A 20,700-nucleotide genomic window follows, 5' to 3' on the forward strand; every position below is an offset into this window, starting at 1 on the left:
GGGTGCCGGGGGTGCCGGGGGTGCCGGGGGTGCCGGGGGTGCCGGGGGTGCCGGGGGTGCCGGGGGTGCCGGGGGTGCCGGGGGTGCCGGGGGTGCCGGGGGTGCGGCGCGGTGATCGGGTTTCGTGGTCGGGCGGGGGTGGGGGCGAGGGTCGTGCGGGTCCGGCGCGCCCTCCGGCGGCGCGTACGCTCGCGCCGGTCGCCGTCAGGTGGCGTCGGGGTCGTACGGCGTGCCGGTGCGGGCGCCCTCGTCCGGCCCGTTCCCGGCCGCCGGCGCGCCGCCCGGCGGGGTCCCGCCCAGGGAGGCTCCGCCCGGCCGCGTTCCCCCCGTCGGCGCCGTCCCGCCCGTGACGTGCTCCCGGGCCGCGGGGGCCGGTGCGGGCTCGCCGCTCGCCGCCTCCCGCAGGGTGTCCCCGATCTCCGTCAGTTCCCTCCTCGGGTCGAGCGCCTCGCGGACCCCGTCGAGCCCCAGCCGGTCGTCGTCCAGGAGGTGCCTGCGGACGAGGGTGTCGGGCCGCCGCAGGTCCTCGAAGCGGAAGTCCTGGAACTCCGGACCCAGTTCGGCGCGGATGTCCCGCTCGGCCCGGTCGGACATCTCCCGCACCGCGCTCAGGAACCGCCGCACCGTCCGCAGCGAACCCGCCAGCCGCTCGGGGCCGAAGAGGAGCACGGCGAGCGCTCCCAGCGTGACCAGTTCCATCGGACCGACATCGGAGAACACCGTGACACCCTCACTCTCGCCCACCCTCCACCGCGCGCCGCGGATTCCTACACTTTAGAGATTGCGCAAGTGTAGGAATCATTGGGGGTGCCGGAGTGGGGTCGGCCCCGGGGGCCGGCCGGGCGCGGCCCTGGTCAGGAGTTCCGCAGGAGGCCGTCCACGATGCGGTGGACCATGCCGACCACGTCCTCGTCCCCGAGCCGCAGCGCCGAGTTGGCCGCGCACAGGGCGGCGTCGATCTGGAAGACCGCGAGCCCGACGTCGAGTTCCGCGATCTCCCCGGCCGCCACGGCGGTGCGCAGCTCCACCGCGAGGGCCTTGCGCCACTCCCGCTCGTGACGCACCAGGGCGTCCCGGACCGCTCCCCGCCGGCTGTCGAAACGGGCCATGTTGGCGGCGCGGAAGCAGCCGCCCTCGAGCAGCGGGATCCTGGCGTACGCGAGCCAGTGCTCGACCAGGGAGCGCAGCCGCGCGGCGCCGGGGGGCGCGGTCCGCGCCGGACGGACGACCGCGTCGACGAACATGCCGCGCGCGAAGTCGGCCGTGGCGAGCTGGAGCAGTTCCTTGCTCCGGAACAGGGTCTGGATACCGGCCTTGCTCATCCCCGTGTCGATGGCCAGGCGTCCGAAGGTCACGTCGTCCAGCCCGTCGACGGAGGCGATGTCGACGGCGCGCCGCAGTACGGCGCGGCGGGTGCGTGCCCCCCGGAGGAGGCGCTTGTCCGTGGTGTCCGGCGCTTCCCCGTGCGCCGGTCGCTCCCCGTGCGCGGGGGCGGTGCGCGCCTCAGTACCCATACGGCCGATCGTATCCTTTGGGGACGGTCCGGAAGGAGCCGGGCGGGTCCCTCCGGTCCAGGGGGCTCCGGCCCGGGGCGGGCCCCTTCGGCCCCGGGCGGTCCTTTCGGTCCGGTCGGTGCGGCCGGAGGGGCAGGCGGGTGGCGAGCGCCCGGGTCATCTCGCTCGCCAGGACGGCCTGTCCCGACGTGGCGAAACGGGCGCCGTCCGAACTGATCAGGTTCTCGCGGGCGTTGACGGGGTGGTCCCCCATGTCGACCACCACGGCGCCGTGTTCGGCGGCCGCGGCGTGCGTGAGGGCGTTGAGGGCCGTGACGCGCTCGGACCGGTCGGCGAAGACGGGCACCGCAGAGGAGCGGCCCAGGGTGAACGTGGTGAGCAGCGCGCCCGTCGCGGCGGCCCGTCCGTGCAGCGCGCGCAGGTCCCGTTCGATCCCCGCGAAGTCGGGGGAGCGGCGCAGGAGGCCGTTGGCGCCGCAGGGGAGGTGGAGCAGGTCGGGGGCTAACTCCCGCACCGCGTCCATCTGATGGGCGAGGGTGTCGGCCGTGGTGGCGCCCGCGGTCGCCGTGTTCAGCCGGGCCGGATCGGGGCGCACCCGGGTCAGGATCCGGCCGAACCGCTCGGACCAGCCCAGGTCCCCGTACCCGGCGCCGCTGTCGCCGATCCCCGCCGACAGGCCGTCCCCGGCCACGGCGTAGCGCCGCCAGGGCATGCCGAAGAGCAGCGCCGCGGCGTCGAGCGGGGCCAGGCGGTAGGGGTCGGTCTCTTCGGTCGGGGGCGTCGAGGCCACCGGTAAAGCGTGCGGTCGACCGTATGTCTTGTCAGGGGAGCCCGCCCCGTCGGCCGGATCGGGGCCGGACGGTGGGGCGGTGGCGTGGAGTCAGTCCGGGCGCGGGGAGTCCGGGGCCGGGCGGGGGCGGGGGGTGTACCGGGGTTCGCCGCGGCGGACGGAGCCGGGGGCCCGGGCGACGGGGCGCTTCACATGGGCGGCGGACGGCAGTTGCCACGGCACGCTGGTCACCGTGACGCCGGGGATGAAGAGGAGCCTGCTCTTGAGCCAGAGCGCGGAGTGGTTGTGGAGGAGGTTCTCCCACCACCGGCCGACCACGTACTCGGGGACCAGGACGGAGACGACGTCGTGGGCGCCCTCGCGGTGGAGGGAGCGCACGTACTCCACCGCGGGCCGGGTGATCTCGCGGTAGGGCGACCGCAGGATCTTCAGCGGCACCTGGATGCCGAAGTCGTCCCACTGCTCCCGCAGCGCCGCCAGCGACTCCTGGTCGACCGCGACGGTCACCGCCTCCAGCGTGTCGGGCCGGAAGGCGCGGGCGTAGGCCAGGGCGCGCAGGGTCGGCTTGTGGAGGGTGGAGACGAGCACGATCGCGTGGACCCGGGACGGCGGGACGCTCTCGGCGCGGGGGTCGGTCACCGCGAGTTCGGCGGCGGTCCGGTCGTAGTGGCGCCGGATGCCCCGCATCATCAGCCACAGCAGGGCCGCGGCGAGTACGGCGATCCAGGCGCCCTGGGTGAACTTGGTGGCCAGCACGATCACCAGGACCAGGCCGGTGATCACGGCGCCGGTGGCGTTGACGGCTCGGGCCAGCCGGTGGCGGCGGCGCCCGACGGGGTCGGTCCCGGCCCGCAGCACCCGGTTCCAGTGCCGGATCATGCCGGTCTGGGAGAGCGTGAACGAGGTGAAGACGCCGAGGATGTACAGGTGGATCAGGTTGCTGACGTTCGCCCGGAAGCCGTAGAGGAGGAGTCCGGCGACGGTGGCCAGCGCCAGGATGCCGTTGGAGAAGACGAGCCGGTCCCCCCGGTTGTGCAACTGGCGCGGCAGGTAGCGGTTCTCGGCGAGGAAGGAGGCGAGCAGCGGGAAGCCGTTGAAGGCGGTGTTCGCGGCGAGGATCAGGACGAGGGCCGTCGCCGCCTGGATGTAGTAGAAGCCGGGGCTGGTGCTGCCCCCGAAGACGGCCGAGGCGAGCTGGGCGATGACGGTGCGCTGGGTGTGCCCGCCGCAGCCGGCCAGTCCGACGAGTCGGCAGGGGTCGTCCGTGATGTGGACCTCGGCGATGATCGCGAGGGTGGTGATCCCGGCGAACATGGTGACCGCGAGCAGCCCCATCGCGGCCAGTGTGGTCGCGGCGTTCCTCGACTTGGGGCGGCGGAAGGCCGGCACGCCGTTGGAGATGGCCTCCACCCCCGTCAGCGCCGTGCACCCGCTGGAGAAGGCGCGCAGCACCAGCATCACCAGCGCCGCGCCGGCCAGTGACGCGTCCCCCTGCGCGGGGGCGATGCCGTAGCGGGCGCTCTCGGCGACGGGGGCGTCGCCGAGGAGCCAGCGGAGCAGCCCCGTGCCCACCATGATCAGCACACCGCCGGTGAACAGATAGGTGGGGGCGGCGAAGACCCGGCCGGACTCCCGCACGCCGCGCAGGTTCATCGCCGTCAGCAGGGCCACGAACCCCAGCGCCATCAGCACCCGGTACCCCGCCAGCGAGGGCAGCGCCGAGATGACGTTGTCCACCCCGGAGGCCACCGACACCGCCACCGTCATCACGTAGTCGACCAGCAGCGAGGCCCCCACCACCAGCCCCGCCGAGGGGCCGAGGTTGGTCGTGGCGACCGTGTAGGAACCGCCGCCGCTCGGATAGGCGTTGACGACCTGGCGGTACGAGAGCACCACCACGGCCATCAGCAGCACGACCGCGGCCCCGATCCAGGGCGTGAAGTGCAGGTAGGCCAGTCCGCCCAGGGTGAGGACGAGCAGGATCTCCTGGGTCGCGTAGGCGACGGAGGACAACGGGTCGGACGCGAAGATCGGCAGGGCGAGCCGCTTGGGCAGCAGCGTCCCGCTCAGTTCCTCACTGCGCATGGCCCGCCCGATGACCAGGCGTTTCAGCGTTTCGGTCACCCTCGGCACGGCGTGATCGTAGACCGGTGCCATGGGCACCGGGGGCGGCGACGCGCGGTGCGGGCGCCCGGGCGTCCGGTGCCGCCGCACCGCGCCGGACACGGTTTCGTCCGTCGGACACCCGTGCGGTACGGACACCCGTGCGGTACGGGCGCGGGCGACGGGAGGGGCCCGGCGTCCCGGCCCGGGGGCCGGGACGCCGCGGCTCAGTTCCGGGTCATCGCGGCTCCCGGTGCTGGGCGGGAAGGACCGGGCGCGGCGCGGGCACGGCGTCCGTACCGGGGGCGGGGAGCCCGTACTGCGCGGCCTGGGCGGTGAACATGCCCCGGTACACGCCGTCCGGGTGCCGCATCAACTCCTCGTGGGTGCCGTCCTCGACGACCCGTCCGCCGTCCAGGACGTAGATGCGGTCCGCGTTCATCGTCGCGGCCAGCCGGTGCGTGACCAGGACGACCGCGTGCCCCTCCCGGGCCAGCGACCAGAGCCCCTGGAAGGCGGTGATCTCCGCGTGCGGGTCCAGCGCCGAGGTGGGCTCGTCGACCAGCAGCACCGGAGCGCCGCGGTACCGGGTCCGCGCGCTGCCGAGCCGCTGCCACTGCCCGCCGGAGAGCTGGACGCCGCGCTCGTACCCCTTGAACACGATCGAGTTCCAGCCGTGCGGCAGGCCCTCCACCAGATCGAGCACGTCGGAGTCCCGGGCGGCCGCCCGCACGCGGTCCATGTCCCGGGGGCGGTCGCCCGCGCCGATGGCCACGTTGGCCGCGGCCGTCATCTCCCAGCGCGGGAAGTCCTGTCCGAGCAGGCCGACCGCGGCGAAGACCTGCGCCCGGTCGGCCGCGCGGAGTTCGACGGACCCGCCCGAGGCGCCCTCCCACCACACGGAGCCCTCCGTGGGCAGCAGCAGCCCGGCGAGCACCTTGGTCAGCGTGGTCTTCCCCGACCCGTTCGCCCCGACCAGGGCCGTCACCTCGCCCCGGCGCACCCGCACGCTCACCCCGTCGAGCGAGGGGGCGGCCGCGCCCGGATAGGTGTACGACACCCCCTCGGTCCGCACCTCCCGCACCGGCGAGGGCAGCGGTGTGCCCGTCCGGGGGATCGCGTGCCGGGACGCCGTCTCGATGGCGTTCTCCGTGTCGGTGAGGAAGAGCAGTTCCTCGTAGAGCCGGTTGACCTGCTGCACCAGGGAGGTCAGCCGCGAGGTCGAGGTGCGGATCGCGATCACCGCCGTGCCGCCGACCGCCAGCGGGAGGCCGCCCCCGGCGAGCAGCCACCACAGCATCCCGTAGCAGGCCAGCGAGGCCGCACCGGCGAAGCCGCCCGCGACCAGATCGGTGCCGGCCTGGGCGCGGGCCAGTCGCCGCTGTTCCGCCTCCGTCTGCCGGGACATCTCCTCGTAGCCGCTCAGCAGCCTGCTCCCGGCCGCGTGCACCCGGATCTCCCCGGCCGCGTGCGGGCGGGTCAGATAGGCCAGCAACGAGGCGACGGCCCGCCGGTGGTCGACCCAGGTGAGCCGCGACACGTGGTCGCGGCGCGCCGAGCGCACCGCCCCCCAGCCCTTGGGCAGGGCGATGGCCAGCAGCATCGGCAGCAGCGTCCAGTGCAGCGAGGCCAGGACCACGGCGGCCGCGGCCATGCCGATCACCACGTTGCCCACCCCCACGGACAGTCTGAGCATGCTGCGGGCGGAGTCGGTGCCGAACCGCCCCGCCTCCAGGATCCGCTGCACCTCGGGCCGCTCGGTCGCCTCCACCTCGACCCGGGTGACGGCGGTGTAGTACCGCGCGGAGACCGCCCGTTCCACCTGGGGCTCCAGGCGGCCGGACATGGCCGTCGACCAGGCGGCGAGCAGGGCCGTGGCCACGGCGGCCGCCGCCAGGACCGTCAGGGACGGCAGGGCGTCACGGAGCTTGCCGGCGGTCGGACCGTCGGCGAACAGCCGGGCGAGGACGCCGTTGACGGCCACCAGCCCCCATCCCGCCGTCACGCCCTGGCCGAACTGGGCCGCCACGACGCCCAGCAGCGCCCGCCGGTCGGTGCGCAGGCCGGTCCGCAGCACCATCGCCATCATGCGCGGCAGCGCCGCCGCCATGTGCCCGAAGCCGAGGCGGGTCAGCGGGCCCTCGTGCCGGGCGTAGCCCTGGTCGTGGCGGAGCCGGCCGCCGTACAGCTCCCGCTCCGCGTCGGAGATCGCGGCCCCCGCCCCGGCGCGTCCGCCCCGTACCCCCTTCCGCCCGGCGCCCCGCCTCCCACCGCGCGCGGCGCCCCGCTCCGTGTCCCCGCTGTCGTCCCGCGGTCCGTCCTGCTCCGCGTTCTCGTGTGATCCGGGTGAGGTCAACGTCGGCCCTCCGATCGACGGTCGTGATCCGGTCGCCGGGTCCAACGACCCGTCCCGGCTTTCGAACACATGTCTTTCGGTCGCGCCGCGGGCCCGGGGCTGAGCGGTTCGTGAAGGTGCGGCGTACACCGACCCTTGCCCCGTGGGCTCTCCGGGCGTGAGCCCGATGGCCGAAACGCCGAGGGTGGCCGCGGCGGGGGAGCGCCGGGCCCCGGAGCGGCGGCGGACCGGGGACGTGTCGGAGTGAGTGACGTGGCGTCAGATGTGCGGGACCGGCGCCGTCTTCGGGTGTCCACCGGTCCGAGTCCCCGGCCGTACCGGGGGTGTCCGGCGCCGCCGGGTCCGCCGCCCCGGGGAGGCGGGACCGAGCCCCTGGAACGCCGAGCCGGTGAAGACGATGTGACTGTATGTCGGCGACTGCCTTCTCTCGGTGGATCTTCGTCCCGTAACGTGGTGCCGCCTTCCCCGCCTCACTCCCTGGAGTGCCCGCATGCCCGCTCCCGCCGCCCCGCCCGCCCCGGACGGAAGACGTTCCGATGTGAGCGGCAGACTGCCCGCCGTCCTGCTGATGGCCGGAAGCTGTCTGCCGATCCTCGGCGCGGTGCTGCTCGCCCCCGTACTGCCCCGGATGCAGGACCACTTCGACGACGTCGCCGGGAGCGCCGCCCTGGTGCCGCTGGTGCTCACCGTCCCGGCGCTGTCCCTGGCCCTGCTCGCGCCGTTCGCCGGGTTCGTCCTCGACCGCTTCGGCCGCAAGCGCCTGCTGGTCGTGGCCACCGTCCTCTACACCGTGTTCGGCACCGTCCCGCTGTGGATGGGCTCGCTGCACGGCATCCTGGTCAGCCGCGTCCTGCTCGGTGTCACCGAGGCGGCCATCATGACCGCCTGCACCACGCTGATAGGCGACTACTACACCGGCAGGGTCCGCGACCGGTACCTCGCCCTCCAGACCATGTGCTCGGCCGCCTCCGCCACCCTGTTCTTCGTGCTCGGCGGCGCGCTGGGCGCGGCCGGCTGGCGCGTGCCCTTCTGGCTGTACGCGGTGGGCCTGCTGCTCGCCCCCGTGATGGCCAGGGCGCTGCCGGACCCGGCGCCGTCGGCCGCGGCACCCGGTCCTCCGGCCGCCGGGGCGGGGCGGCGGCCCTTCCCGGTGCGCCGCATGGCCGGTGTCTGTCTGCTGACCGTCTTCGGCGCGGTCGTCTTCTACACCGTGCCGGTGGAGATGGCGTACCTCCTCGACGACCTGGGGGTGGAGAACACCGGGGCCATCGGTGCCGTCACCGCCGTCGCCAGCGCCGCCACCGTTGCAGGATCGATTCTCTTCACCCGGCTCACCGGGGGTCCCCGGCGCCGGCTGCCGGCCGTCTTCCTGCTCTGCGGCGCCGGCTTCGTCGTCATGGGGCTGGCCGGGAGCCTGCCGCTGCTGATCGCCGGCGCGGTGCTGAACTGCGTCGGCACGGGTCTGCTGCTGCCGTCGCTGCTGACGCTGGCCATGTCCCGGCTGGAGTTCGCCGACCGGGGCCGCGGCACCGGGCTGTGGATGTCGGCGTTCTTCCTCGGCGAGTTCATCTGCCCGCTGGTCCTCCTCGCGGGCAAGGGCGCGCTCAGCGGCCTGGCCGCGGCCGTGGGCGTGCTCGGCGGGGTGACCGCCCTGCTCGCCGCCGTTTTGCTGCCCCTGGTCCGCCGCACCCCGGAGCCCGGGGACGGGACGGCCCCGGCCGCCGTTCCCGGCGCCGCCGCGCCGCAGGCCGCTCCGGGGACGGCCCCGGTCCCCGGGACCGCTCCGGCCGCCGTCGCCGAACCATCCTGACGGACCGCGGCACGCCGTCGAGGGCCCGCCCCGCCGGGGGCAGGGCCCTCCGCGCCGTCAGGGAGCGGGCCGGGAGGCCGGTGAGAGGGTCGCGTCGCGGCCCGCGCCGAGCCCGATGACGGCCATCAGCACGCAGAGTGCGACGAGCACGGCCAGCGGCACCCCCCAGCCGCCGGTCACCTGGTACAGCACCCCCATCCCGAACGGTCCGGCGGCGGCGAGCGCGTAGCCGATGCCCTGGGACATGCTGGAGAGCCCCGCCGCGCTGTCGCCGTCCCCGGCGCGCAGGCCGATGAGGGTCAGCGCCAGGCTGAAGGCGGCGCCGCCGACGAGGCCGAGGACGAGGGCCCAGAACCAGAGCGTCCACATCGGCGCGAGCACGACCCCGGTCAGCCCGGCGGCGGTGCCGAGGGAGACGGCCACGCAGAAGCCGCGCTGACCGCGCCCGCCCCGGCCGACGAAGAACGGGACGGCCATGGAACCGGCGGCCTGGAGGAAGGTGATCGCCGACATCATGTACCCGGCGGCCTCCTCGCCGAGCCCCCGGTCGACGCAGATCGCGGGCAGCCAGCCGAAGGTCACGTAGGCGAGCAGCGCCTCCAGCCCGACGAAGGCGGTCACGAGCCAGGCCAGCCGGTCGCGGAGCAGCGGGGCGACGGTGGCCCGCCGGACACCGCCGCCCCCGCGCACCCGGTGCCGCCCGTACGGCAGCCAGGCGAGGGCGCCGACGGCGACGGGGACGGCGAGCAGGCCGAGGGAGCCGCGCCAGTCCGTGCCCGCCACGCGCTCCAGCGGGATGACCGCTCCGGCAGCGGCGGCGCCGCCGAAGGTGAGGGCCATGGTGTACGTGGCCATCATCAGCGGCACCCGGTCCGGGAACTCGCGTTTGATCAGGCTCGGCAGGACGACGTTGGCCACCGCGATGGCCCCGCCGATCACCACCGTCCCCCCGTAGAGCAGGGCGGTCGGGGTCGGCAGCCGCAGCAGGATGCCGACGAGCAGCACGGGCAGGCAGCCGAGCAGGACGCGGTCCTCCCCGAACCGGTGCCGCAGGGTGGGCCCGAGGGCGGCGAACGCGCCCAGGCAGAGCACCGGCAGCATGGTGAGCAGGCCGGCGCCGGTGCCCGAGAGCCCGAGGTCCGCCCGGATCTGCGGGAGCAGGGGGCCGAGGCTGGTGATGGCCGGGCGCAGGTTGACGGAGACCAGGATGATCCCGGCGATCAGCCCCGCCCGGCGCAGGCGGTGCGGCGCGGGCGCCGGGCGGGCCGGCGCGAGGTCCGGCGGGGAGCTGGACGGGAGGGCCACCGGGCTTCTTCCTTCTGCTGCGGGCGAGGGCATCAGGGCACTCTGCCACCGCTCCCCGGGGAGCACCACGCCTCCTCCCGGTCCGCTCTGCCGCGCCGGGCGTCCGGACCACGGGTGCCCCCGGGCGGGGCACCCGGCGGCGGAGGACTCAGCGGGGAGTCGCCGCGGCGGTGGTGCGGGCGACCGGAACCACCACCGGGGAGCCGTCGGACGGGGCCGTGAGCACCTCCGCGTCGACCCCGTACAACTCCCGGACCAGGGAGGCGTCGATGGTGTCGCGGGGCGCGCCGCAGGCGACCACGCGGCCGTCCCGCATCGCGACCAGGGAGTCGGCGTACCGGGCGGCGGCGGCGAGATCGTGCACGACCATCACGACCGTACGGCCGTCGGCGGCGATCTCCCGTACCAGATCGAGGACTTCGACGGCGTGGCCGATGTCGAGGGCGCTGGTCGGCTCGTCCAGCAGGAGGACCGGGGTCTCCTGGGCGAGGGCCATCGCGAGCCAGCAGCGCTGCCGCTGGCCGCCGGAGAGTTCGTCCAGGCGCCGCTCGGCCAGGCCGGTGGTGCCGGTGGCCGACAGGGCGCGCTCCACGGCCAGTTCGTCCGCGCGGGACCACTGGCGGAACAGGCCCTGGTGGGGATGGCGTCCGTAGCGGGCCAGCCCGGCCACCGTGACCGCCTCGGGTGCCTGGGGGGACTGGGGGAGCAGGGCGATGCGGTGCGCGGCCTCGCGCTGGCGCATCCGCCAGACGTCCTCCCCGCCGACCAGCACCCGGCCCGCCTCGGGGGCGTGCAGCCGGGCCATCGCGCGCAGCAGCGTGGACTTCCCGCAGCCGTTCGGCCCGACGATCGCGACGACCCGGCCCGAGGGCACGGTCACGTCGACTCCGCTGACGACCGTTCGGCCGGAGTAACCCGCGATGAGCCCTTCGGTGCGCAGTTCCACCTGGACCGTCCTTTCGAAAGTGAGACGATCCCCTTGCCGGACCGGCATGAGGTAAGGCTAACCTTATCCGCAGCAGGGGGGTTGTGAGGCGGCCCGCGGCCGTCGGCGTCCCCCGCCGCCGTCGTACGTCCCCGTGAACCATGGAGTTCCCCATGACCCTGCCCCGTCGTCCCTCCCCCATGCTGCCGCGCCGCGCCGTCCGGACCGCGGCGGCGCTGGGGGCCGCGGCACTGCTGCTGACCGGCTGCGGATCGGACTCCGGCGGCTCGGGGACCAAGGACGCCGAGGGGGCGGGGGACAAGGGGTCCGCCGCCTCGGGCACCCGTACGGTGAAGGACGCCACCGGGCGCGCGGTGGAGGTCCCGGCCGATCCGCAGCGGATCGTGACGCTCACTCAGGAGGACCTGGACATGGTCCTCGCGCTCGGGGTGAAGCCGGTCGGCATCACCAACGGCCAGGGCCTCGACAAGCCCCCGGCCTACCTGGCCGGGAAGGTCGGGGGCATCGAGGTCGTCGGCAACCTGCTCCAGCCGGTGATGGACAAGGTGGTCGCCGCCAGGCCCGACCTGATCCTCGCCGGCGACATGCAGGACGAGCAGGTGCTCAAGCAGTTGCGCGAGATCACCCCGGCCACCCTGGTCACCATGGCACCCACGGACGACTGGAAGCTCTCCTTCCGTGGCATCGGCAACGCCCTGAACAAGCTGGACACCGCCAACAAGGTCATCACCGACCACGAGTCGGCGGCCAGGGCGGCCGGGGAGAAGCTGGGCGCGAACAAGGGCGCCGAGGTGTCCATCGTCCGCTGGAACCCGGACGGCCCGAGCTGGATGGAGAACAAGCAGTTCGCCAGCGGGATCGCCCTGGAGATGGGCCTGAAGCGGCCCAAGAACCAGAACAAGGACGGCAACGCGCACACCCCGTCGCTGAGCCTGGAGAAGATCAACGAGATCGACGGCGACTGGCTGTTCCTGTCGACCCTGACCTCCGACGGCGAGAAGGCGCTCGGGGACGTGCAGTCCAAGCCCGCCTACAAGGAGCTGAACGCGGTCAAGAAGGGCCATGTCGTCACCGTCGAGGGCTCCGTCTGGTCGACGCGCGGCGGCCCGCTCGCCGCCGACGTGGTCATGGACGACATCAGCGAGGCGCTGAAGGGTTCCTGACGCTCCGTTGACCGGCGGCCGGCCGCTCCGGGGTCCTCGGCCCGGACCGGCGGGCCGTCCTCCCGGCCCCCGGGCGCACCGCCGCCCGGACGCGGCCGGGGGCCGGCCGGCGTGTCCGGGCGCGGTGTCCGCCGGGGCAGGCCGGCACCGCGTCCGGACCGCGTGGCCGGACGCGGTCCGGCGGTGATCAGGCGCGCCGGACCCGCGCGAGGTCGGCGGCGGTCCACGCCATCGCCGTCGCGCCGTCGAGCAGCGCGCGCTCCCCGGCCGGGCCCGCGGCGGCCTCGGCGAACGCGGCCTCGTGCGGCCCGCAGGCACCGCCGCTGATGTCCAGCACCGGATGGATCGACGGCACCGCGTGCGAGACGTTCCCCATGTCGGTGCAGGCGAACGGCGGCCGTCCGGCCGGCTCCGGACGCCCGAGCGCCCTGGCGTTGGCCTCCCACAGGGCGGTCAGCGCGGGGTCGCCGCGGAAGTCCAGGTAGTCCGGCTCGGGCCGCTCCAGTGTCACCTCGCACCCGGTCGCCAGGGCGCCCGCGCGGAAGCACGCCTCCACCCGCTCGCGCAGCTCCGCGAGGTCCTCGGACGCCAGGGCGCGCAGTTCGTACTCGGCGCGGGCCCGCTCCGGGATCGCGTTGGGCGCGCTGCCGGCCTCGGTGGTGACGCCGTGCACCCGCCACTGGGGCGGAAGGTGCTGGCGCAGCAGGCCGATCGCCACCTGGGCCACGGTCAGCGCGTCGGCGGCGTTGCGCCCCTCGTGCGGATTGAGGCTCGGGTGAGCGGCGCGGCCGGTGTAGGACACCGACAGGGTGCCGAGCGCGAAGGAGCGGAAGTCGGACATCTCGAACGGGCAGGGATGCACCATCATGGCGGCGTCCACCCCGTCGAAGGCGCCCGCCTCCAGCATCAGCGCCTTGCCGGCGCCCCGTTCCTCCGCCGGTGTGCCCAGGACGCGTACGCGCAGCCCGAGTTCGTCCGCGAACGGGGCGAGGCCCAGCGCCGCCCCGACCCCGGCGGCGGCGATCAGATTGTGCCCGCAGGCGTGCCCCAGATCCGGCAGGGCGTCGTACTCGCACACCATCGCCACCGTCAACGGGCCCCGGCCCAGGGTGGCTTCGAAGGCGGTCTCCAGTCCGTACGCCGGTGCCGTCACCGTGAAGCCCCGCTCGGCCAGCGCTCCGGCGCACCAGGCGGCGGCGCGGTGCTCGGCGAACGCGGTCTCGGGGTGCCCGTGGATGCGGCGGCTGAGGGCGATCAGTGCCCGGGAGTGCCGCTCGATCTCCTCGCGTACACGGGACTTGAGGTCCTCGGGGCCGGGGGCGGTGGGCGCGCCGGTGGCGCGGGCGTCGGTCATCTGCTCCTCTTCCGGTTCGGGGGGCGCGTGGCGGGGGCCGTGTGCGCGAAGTTCACGGTCGGGCACACCCTCGCATGTTTTTTAGCTTAGGCTTGCCTAAGTAATGGCGTCGTGTGTGCGGCCAGGCTTGCACAAACAAGGAGTTGCCCCCAGATGTACGCGCATCCGGACTCGTTCTCCCTGCTCACCTCGCAGAGCGGCATCCACTACGCGCAACAGCTCGATCCCGGCGGCACCGGACACCACACGGCGGACGTCGTGGAGATCGACGGCGCCCTCGACGAGGACCGCTTCGAACGGGCCCTCGCCCGCACCGTCGCCGAGGCCGACACCCTGCGGCTCCGGTTCACCGGGACGGACGGCGTCCCGGCCCAGTTCCCGGACCCCGACGCGGAGTTCACCCTGCGCCGGATCGACCTGCGCGGCCACTCCGCACCCGCCGAGGAGGCCGAGCGCCTGATCCGCGCCGACCTTGCCCGGCCCGCCGACCCCGCCGCCCCCGGCGGCCTGACGGCCCAGATCCTGCTGCGCCTCGGCGGCACGCGGTACTGGTGGTACCAGCGCGTCCACCACATCGCCGTGGACGCCTACGCCCTGACCCTGATCGGCCGCCGCCTCGCCGAGGTCTACACCGCCGGCGACCAGGAGCCGCCCGCCTGCCGCTTCGCCCCCCTCGCCGAACTCGTCGCCGAGGAGCGGGAGTACCTGGCCGGCGAACAGTACGCGGCCGACCGGGAGTTCTGGACCGGGCGGATGCGCGGCGCCGTCCCGGTCACCCTCGCCCCGCCCGGCGCGAGCACCGCCTCCGGTGCCTCCCCGCTGCGGTCCGCCGCCACCCTGCCCCCGGGTTCGCTCACCCGCCTCAGCGGCGCCGCCGAGGCGGTCAGGGCCACCTGGGCCGAACTGGTCGCCGCCGCCACCGCCGTCCACCTGCACCGCCTCACCGGCGCCACCGACGTCGTCCTCGGACTCCCCGTCACCAACCGCCGGAGCCCCGCCGCCCTGCGCACCCCGGCGATGACCGTCAACGTGCTGCCGCTGCGCCTCGCCGTCCATCCCGGCGACAGCGCCGCCGACCTGCTGCGCCGCGTCGTCCTGGAGATCCGCCAGGTCCGCCGCCACCAGCGCTACCCGCAGGCGGACCTGCGCCGCGACCTCCGCCTGACGGCTCCCGCCGCGCCGCTGACCGGCCCCATGGTCAACATCAAGCCGCACGACGGCGGACCGCTGGACCTCGGCGGACTGCCCGGCACCGTCCGCAACCTCGCCGCCGGCCCCGTCGAGGACCTCGCGGTCGGCGTCTGGCCCGGCCCCGGCGACAGCCTCGCCCTCGTCCTGGAGGCCAACCCCGACCGCTACACCGCGGACGTCCTCGACGGCCACCGCACCACCTTCCGGCACTGCCTGGACGCCCTGACCCACCTGCTGCTGACCGACCCGCACCGCCCGCTCGCCGCCATCGACCTGCTCAGCGCCGACGGGATACGCCGCGTCACCACCGGCCGCGCCGAGCCGCCGCCCGCGCTCACCGTCCCCGGCGCCCTCGCCGCGCGGGCCGCCGCCACCCCCCGGGCCACCGCCGTGCGCTGCGGAGAGGAGACGCTCACCTTCGCGGAACTGGACGCCGCCGCCGACCGGCTCGCCCACCACCTCACCGCCCGGGGCGTCGGCCCCGAGACGCCCGTCGCGCTCGCCCTGCCCCGCTCCGCCGGCATGGTCACCGCCCTGTTCGCCGTCCTCAAGGCCGGCGGCGTCTGCCAGCCCCTCGACCCGGGCCACCCGCCCGCCCGCACCCTCGCCGTCCTCGACGACGCCCGCCCCGCCCTCGTCCTCGGCACCACCGCCACCCTGGCGGCGCTGCCCGACCACGGCCGGCCGGTCACCGCCCTGGACAGCCCGGAGACCGCCGGGGCCCTGCGCGACGCCCCCGCCGGACCGCCCGCCACCACCCCCGCGCCCGGCGACGCGGCGTACATCATCCACACCTCCGGCTCCACCGGCCGGCCCAAGGGCGTCGTCGTCACCCACGCCTCCCTCGCCAACCTGTACGCGGGCCACGGCACCGACCACATCGCCCCCGCCGTCGCCCGCACCGGACGCGACCGGCTCCGGGTCGCCCACAGCGCGTCCTTCGCCTTCGACGCCTCCTGGGACCCCCTGCTCTGGATGGTCCACGGCCACGAGCTGCACCTCCTCGACGACGCCACCCACCGCGACCCGGCCGCCCTCACCGCCTACGTCGACACCCACCGCGTCGACTACCTCGACGTCACCCCCTCCTACGCCGAGGCACTCCTCGCCGAGGGGCTCCTCGGCGAGGGCCACCACCGGCCCGCCGTCCTCGTCGTCGGCGGCGAAGCCGTCCCCGCCCCCCTCTGGCGGCGGCTGGCCGCCACCGAGGGCGTCCACCCGGTCAACCTGTACGGCCCCACCGAGACCACCGTCGACGCCTGCCACTGGACCGGCCCGGACGCCACCGGCAGCCCCGTGCGCGCCACCCGCCTCTACGTCCTGGACACCGCCCTGCGCCCGGCCCCCGACGGCGTCCCCGGCGAGCTGTACGTCGCCGGGGCCTGCCTGGCCCGCGGCTACCTCGGCCGCCCCGACCTGACCGCCGAACGGTTCGTCGCCGACCCCTTCGGCGACCTGCACGGTGAACCCGGCGCCCGCATGTACCGCACCGGCGACCTGGTGCGCCGCCGCGCCGACGGCACCGTCGAGTTCCTCGGCCGCACCGACGACCAGGTCAAGATCCGCGGCTTCCGCGTCGAACTCGGCGAGATCCAGGCCGTCCTGGCCGCCCACCCCGACGTGGACCGGGCCGCGGTCATCGCCCGCGACGCCGCCGGCGGCAAGCGTCTCCTCGCCTACGCCGTCCCCCGCCCCGGCACCGCCCCCGCCCAGGCCGCCCTGCGCGACCACCTCGCCGCCGCCCTGCCCACCCACATGGTCCCGGCCGCCGTGACCCTGCTGGACGCCCTCCCGCGCACCGCCAACGACAAGCTCGACCACCGCGCCCTGCCCGACCCCGCGCCCGTGCCGGCCGACCCCGGGGCGGCCGCCGGAACCGGGGACCCGCACACCGCCGTCACCGCCGGACTCTTCGCCGACCTGCTCGGCCTGGACACCGCCCCCGCGCCCGGCACCTCCTTCTTCGAGCTCGGCGGCCACTCCCTGCTCGCCGCCCGGCTCGCCGCGCGGCTGCGCGAGACCTTCGACGTGCCCCTCTCCGTCGCCGACGTCTTCCGCGCCCCCACCCCCGCCGCCGTCGCCGCCCTCGTCCGCGCCCGGCACACCGGCGCCGGGGACAGCGACGCGGGGCCGCTCACCCCGGTGCCCCGCACCGGCGACCTGCCCCTGTCACCCGCCCAGCAGCGGCTCTGGTTCCTGCACCGGCTGGAGGGGCCGAGCCCCACCTACAACATCCCCCTCGTCCTCACCGTCGAGGGCCCCCTCGACGAGGACGCCCTCGACGCCGCCCTGGCCGACCTCACCGACCGCCACGAGACCCTGCGCACCCTCTACCCGGTCCCCGCCGACGGCCCCGACAGCCTGCCCCACCAGCACATCCTCGCCCCCGGCGACCCCGCCGCGCGGCCCTGCGTCCACCGCGCCGCCGACGGCGACGACCTGTGGGCCGCCGCCCGCCACACCTTCGACCTCGCCACCGAGATACCCCTGCGCGCCACCCTGTTCACCGAACACCCCCGCCTGCACACCCTGCTGCTGGTGCTCCACCACATCGCCGGCGACGGAGCCTCCACCACCCCGCTCGCCCGCGACCTCGCCACCGCCTACCGGGCCCGGCTCGACGGCCGCGCCCCCGCCCTCCCCCCGCTCCCCGTCCAGTACGCCGACCACGCCGCCCGTCAGCGTCGGCTCCTGGGCACCCCGGCCGCGCCCACCGCGCTCGCCACCGCCCAACTGGACCACTGGCGCCGGACCCTGGCCGGACTGCCCGACCAGCTCGAACTGCCCACCGACCGGCCCCGCCCGGCCGTCGCCTCCACCGACGGCGACACCGTCCCCTTCGCCCTCACCGCCGACGCCCACCGGGCCCTCGCCCTGCTCGCCCGCACCACCGGCGCCAGCGTCTTCATGGCCGTCCAGGCGGGACTGGCCGCCCTGCTCACCCGGCACGGCTGCGGCACCGACATCCCGCTCGGCACCCCCGTCGCCGGCCGCGACGACGACATCACCGCCGGGCTCGTCGGCTTCTTCACCAACACCGTCGTCCTGCGCACCGACACCTCCGGCGACCCCACCTTCCGCCGCCTGCTGGAACGCGTCCGCACCGGCACCCTCGCCGCGTTCGAACACGACACGCTGCCCTTCGACCACCTCGTCGAGGCCCTCAACCCGGCCCGCTCCCTGGCCCGGCACCCCCTCTTCCAGACCATGCTCGCCTGGCAGTCGGTGCCCGACGCCGCCTTCGCGCTCACCGACGGCACCACCGCCCGGCTCTCCACCATGACCTCCGGCACCGCCAAGTTCGACCTCACCCTCAACGCGGGCGAACTGGACGGGGGCGGCATCGGCGGCTTCCTGGAGTTCCGCACCGACCTCTTCGACCGCTCCACCGCCCAGGCCCTCGCCGACCGCCTCGCCCGGCTGCTCACCGCCGCCGCCGAGGCCCCCGACACCCCCCTCGGCCTGCTGCCGGTGCTCGGCCACGACGAACACCGCCGCGCCCTGGTCGACGGCAACGCCCGGCACCCGCTGACCGGCCGGACCGCCCCGGCCACCCTCGCCGAACGCTACGAGGACACCGCCCGGCGGCACCCCGGCCGGATCGCCGCCACCCACGAGGGCGCCACCCTCACCTACGCCGAACTCTCCGCCCGCGCCCACCGCCTGGCCCGGCTGCTCGCCGCCCGCGGCATCGGCCCCGGCGAGATCGTCGCCCTCGCCCTGCCCCGCTCCCTCGACCTGGTCACCGGCCTGCTCGCGGTCTCCCTCGCGGGCGCCGCCTATCTGCCGCTCGACCCCGACTACCCGGCCGACCGGCTCGCCTACATGCTGGCCGACGCCCGCCCCGCCGCCGTCCTCACCGACACCGCCACCGCGCCCCGGCTGCCCGCCCACGACCTGCCGTGCCTCACCACCGACGGCGGGGCCGCCGACGGACACGCCGACGGGCCGCTCACCCAGGGCGAGCGCACCCGCCCGCTCACCCCCGACGACCCCGCCTACGTCATCTACACCTCGGGCTCCACCGGCCGGCCCAAGGGCGTCGTCGTCACCCAGCACAACGTCACCCGGCTGCTGACCGCCACCGACCACTGGTTCGGCTTCGGACCCGACGACGCCTGGACCCTCTTCCACTCCTACGCCTTCGACTTCTCCGTCTGGGAACTCTGGGGCGCCCTGCTGTACGGCGGCAAGGTCGTCGTCGTCCCCCACCTGACCAGCCGCGACCCCGGCGACTTCCGGCGGCTGCTCGCCCGGGAAGGCGTCACCGTCCTCAACCAGACGCCGTCCGCCTTCTACCAGCTCGCCGCCGCCGACCGGGACCACGAACCCGGCGAACTCGCCCTGCGCTACGTCGTCTTCGGCGGCGAGGCCCTCGAACTGGGCCGTCTGGACGACTGGTACGCCCGCCACCCCGACGACGCGCCCGTCCTCGTCAACATGTACGGGATCACCGAGACCACCGTCCACGTCACCCACTTCCCCCTCGACCGCGCCACCGCCGCCGCCGCGACCTCCTCCACCATCGGCGTCAACATCCCCGACCTGCGCGTCTACGTCCTCGACGAACGCCTCCAGCCCGTACCGCCCGGCGTCACCGGGGAGATGTACGTCGCCGGGCAGGGCGTGGCCGCCGGTTACCTCGGCCGCCCCGACCTCACCGCTACCCGCTTCGTCGCCGACCCGCACGCCCGTCTGTTCGGCGAGGAGGGCGCCCGGATGTACCGCTCCGGGGACCTGGCGCGCCGCCGCGCCGACGGCACCCTGGAGTACTTCGGCCGCGCCGACCACCAGGTCAAGATCCGCGGCTTCCGCATCGAACTCGGGGAGATCGAGGCCGTCCTCGCCGCCCACCCCGGCGTCGCCGACGTCGCCGTCGTCGTCCGCGAGGACACCCCCGGCGACAAGCGCCTCGTCGCCTACGCCGTACCGGCCGCACCGGGGACGGACCCCGCCGCCGACCTGCGCGCCCACGCCACCGGCGAACTGCCCCTGTACATGGTCCCGTCCGCCGTTGTCACGCTCGAACGGCTGCCGCTGACCAGCAACGGCAAGCTCGACCGCGCGGCGCTGCCCGCGCCGGGCCGCCCCGCCGGCCGCGCCGCCTCCCGGGCCCCGCGCACCCCCCGCGAGGAACAGCTCTGCGCCCTCTTCGCGGAGGTCCTCGGCCTGGACCGGGCGGGCGTCGACGACAACTTCTTCGACCTCGGCGGCCATTCGCTGCTCGCCGTGCGCCTCGCCGCCCGCGTCCGGGAGGCACTCGGCAGCGAGGTCTCCATCGGCACCGTCTTCCGCTCGCCGACCCCGGCCGCCCTGGACGCCGCCCTGGAATCCGCCGCCGACGGCCGCCGCGACGACCCGCTGGACGTCCTGCTGCCGCTGCGGCCCGCCCGCGACGGCGACCGCGCGCCCCTGTACTGCGTCCATCCCGCGGGCGGGCTGAGCTGGTGCTACGCCGGACTCATCCGGCACCTGCCGGCCGACGTGCCGATCTACGGCCTCCAGGCGCAGGGCGTCGGGGCCGCCACCGCCGGCCTCCCGCTCCCCGCCACCCTGGAGGAACTGGCCGCGCACTACGTCTCCCGGATCCGCGCGACCCAGCCCGCCGGACCCTACCGGCTGCTCGGCTGGTCCACCGGCGGCATCATCGCCCAGGCCATGGCCACCCACCTCCAGGACCTGGGCGAGCGGGTCGAGCTGCTCGCCGTCCTCGACGCCTATCCGGCCGAGGGCTTCCGCGAACTGCCGGTCCCCGACCACGCCGAGGCCATGGAGTCCCTGCTGGCGATGGGCGGCCACGGACCGGACGCCCTGGAGGGCGAGCCGCTCACCACCGCCAACGTGATCGACGTGCTCCAGCGCGAGGGCAGCCCGCTCGCCGCGCTGAGCGCCGCCACGCTGGAGGCGCTCGCGGAGATCTACCTGAACACCAACCACCTCGTGCGGGGCTACGACCACCGGCGCTTCGACGGCGACGTGCTGTTCTTCCGCGCCACCGTCGACACCATCGACGACGAGCTGACCCCCGACACCTGGACGCCGTACGTGAACGGGCGCATCGACAACACCGACGTCGCCTGCTCGCACAAGGACATGACCCTGCCCGAACCGATCGCGCACATCGCCCGCGTGGTCTCCGACCGCCTGACCGACCTGGAGAAGTGACAG

Annotated in this window: 11 protein-coding genes; 3 read left to right on the forward strand and 8 right to left on the reverse strand. The window is 75.3% G+C overall.

Annotated elements, in window-relative coordinates; genetic code table 11:
- Positions 1-204 precede the first annotated feature (204 nt).
- The 5 genes from ACZ7LB_RS18250 to ACZ7LB_RS18270 all read right to left on the reverse strand — a co-directional run bounded on the left by ACZ7LB_RS18250 (position 205) and on the right by ACZ7LB_RS18270 (position 6,616).
- Entirely contained in the window at positions 205-720 is a 516-nt protein-coding gene (locus ACZ7LB_RS18250) for a twin-arginine translocase TatA/TatE family subunit (RefSeq protein WP_471469337.1), read from the reverse strand.
- A gap of 134 nt (positions 721-854) precedes the next feature.
- The gene (locus ACZ7LB_RS18255) at positions 855-1,514 is read right to left on the reverse strand and encodes a TetR/AcrR family transcriptional regulator (RefSeq protein ID WP_471469339.1); all 660 of its coding nucleotides are present in this window, start codon (positions 1,512-1,514) and stop codon (positions 855-857) included.
- Positions 1,504-2,304, reverse strand: coding sequence for a GDSL-type esterase/lipase family protein (locus ACZ7LB_RS18260; protein WP_471469340.1), 801 nt, complete (start codon positions 2,302-2,304; stop codon positions 1,504-1,506). Before ACZ7LB_RS18260 ends, ACZ7LB_RS18255 begins: the two co-directional genes overlap by 11 nt.
- Positions 2,305-2,394: 90 nt before the next feature.
- Positions 2,395-4,389 carry an APC family permease gene (locus ACZ7LB_RS18265; RefSeq protein WP_471469539.1) on the reverse strand — a complete coding sequence of 665 codons (1,995 nt, stop codon included), beginning with the start codon at positions 4,387-4,389 and terminating at the stop codon, positions 2,395-2,397.
- Positions 4,390-4,645: 256 nt separating this feature from the next.
- Positions 4,646-6,616 carry an ATP-binding cassette domain-containing protein gene (locus ACZ7LB_RS18270; protein ID WP_471469541.1) on the reverse strand — a complete coding sequence of 657 codons (1,971 nt, stop codon included), beginning with the start codon at positions 6,614-6,616 and terminating at the stop codon, positions 4,646-4,648.
- Positions 6,617-7,253: 637 nt separating this feature from the next.
- On the opposite strand from ACZ7LB_RS18270, the gene ACZ7LB_RS18275 reads away from it, so the two are divergent.
- Positions 7,254-8,573, forward strand: a complete 1,320-nt coding sequence (locus ACZ7LB_RS18275) for an MFS transporter (RefSeq protein ID WP_471469342.1) — start codon at positions 7,254-7,256, stop codon at positions 8,571-8,573.
- 57 nt (positions 8,574-8,630) lie between these two features.
- Here the strand turns inward: ACZ7LB_RS18275 and ACZ7LB_RS18280 are convergent, their stop codons facing one another.
- Positions 8,631-9,878 (reverse strand): CynX/NimT family MFS transporter, encoded by a 1,248-nt coding sequence (locus ACZ7LB_RS18280; RefSeq protein ID WP_471469343.1) that lies wholly within the window; start codon positions 9,876-9,878, stop codon positions 8,631-8,633.
- Between the two features lie 148 nt (positions 9,879-10,026).
- Positions 10,027-10,824, reverse strand: a complete 798-nt coding sequence (locus ACZ7LB_RS18285) for an ABC transporter ATP-binding protein (RefSeq protein ID WP_471469344.1) — start codon at positions 10,822-10,824, stop codon at positions 10,027-10,029.
- Between the two features lie 152 nt (positions 10,825-10,976).
- On the opposite strand from ACZ7LB_RS18285, the gene ACZ7LB_RS18290 reads away from it, so the two are divergent.
- Complete coding sequence (locus tag ACZ7LB_RS18290; RefSeq protein ID WP_471469346.1) at positions 10,977-11,987, forward strand: ABC transporter substrate-binding protein; 1,011 nt, start codon at positions 10,977-10,979, stop codon at positions 11,985-11,987.
- Between the two features lie 187 nt (positions 11,988-12,174).
- Here ACZ7LB_RS18290 and ACZ7LB_RS18295 read toward each other — a convergent pair whose 3' ends face one another.
- Positions 12,175-13,341, reverse strand: a complete 1,167-nt coding sequence (locus tag ACZ7LB_RS18295; protein WP_471469348.1) for an amidohydrolase — start codon at positions 13,339-13,341, stop codon at positions 12,175-12,177.
- A 153-nt stretch (positions 13,342-13,494) separates the two neighbouring features.
- Here ACZ7LB_RS18295 and ACZ7LB_RS18300 point away from each other — a divergent pair, with 153 nt between their 5' ends.
- Entirely contained in the window at positions 13,495-20,697 is a 7,203-nt protein-coding gene (locus ACZ7LB_RS18300; RefSeq protein ID WP_471469350.1) for an amino acid adenylation domain-containing protein, read from the forward strand.
- Positions 20,698-20,700: the final 3 nt, after the last annotated feature.

This window comes from Streptomyces sp. NPDC107521, from assembly GCF_055598485.1.

Excerpts from the sequence above, each read along its gene's own strand:
- ACZ7LB_RS18265 (WP_471469539.1), bottom strand. The coding sequence starts at position 4,389 with ATGCGCAGTGAGGAACTGAGCGGGACGCTGCTGCCCAAGCGGCTCGCC.
- ACZ7LB_RS18295 (WP_471469348.1), bottom strand. The coding sequence starts at position 13,341 with ATGACCGACGCCCGCGCCACCGGCGCGCCCACCGCCCCCGGCCCCGAG.
- ACZ7LB_RS18275 (WP_471469342.1), top strand. The coding sequence starts at position 7,254 with ATGCCCGCTCCCGCCGCCCCGCCCGCCCCGGACGGAAGACGTTCCGAT.
- ACZ7LB_RS18300 (WP_471469350.1), top strand. The coding sequence starts at position 13,495 with ATGTACGCGCATCCGGACTCGTTCTCCCTGCTCACCTCGCAGAGCGGC.
- ACZ7LB_RS18290 (WP_471469346.1), top strand. The coding sequence starts at position 10,977 with ATGACCCTGCCCCGTCGTCCCTCCCCCATGCTGCCGCGCCGCGCCGTC.
- ACZ7LB_RS18255 (WP_471469339.1), bottom strand. The coding sequence starts at position 1,514 with ATGGGTACTGAGGCGCGCACCGCCCCCGCGCACGGGGAGCGACCGGCG.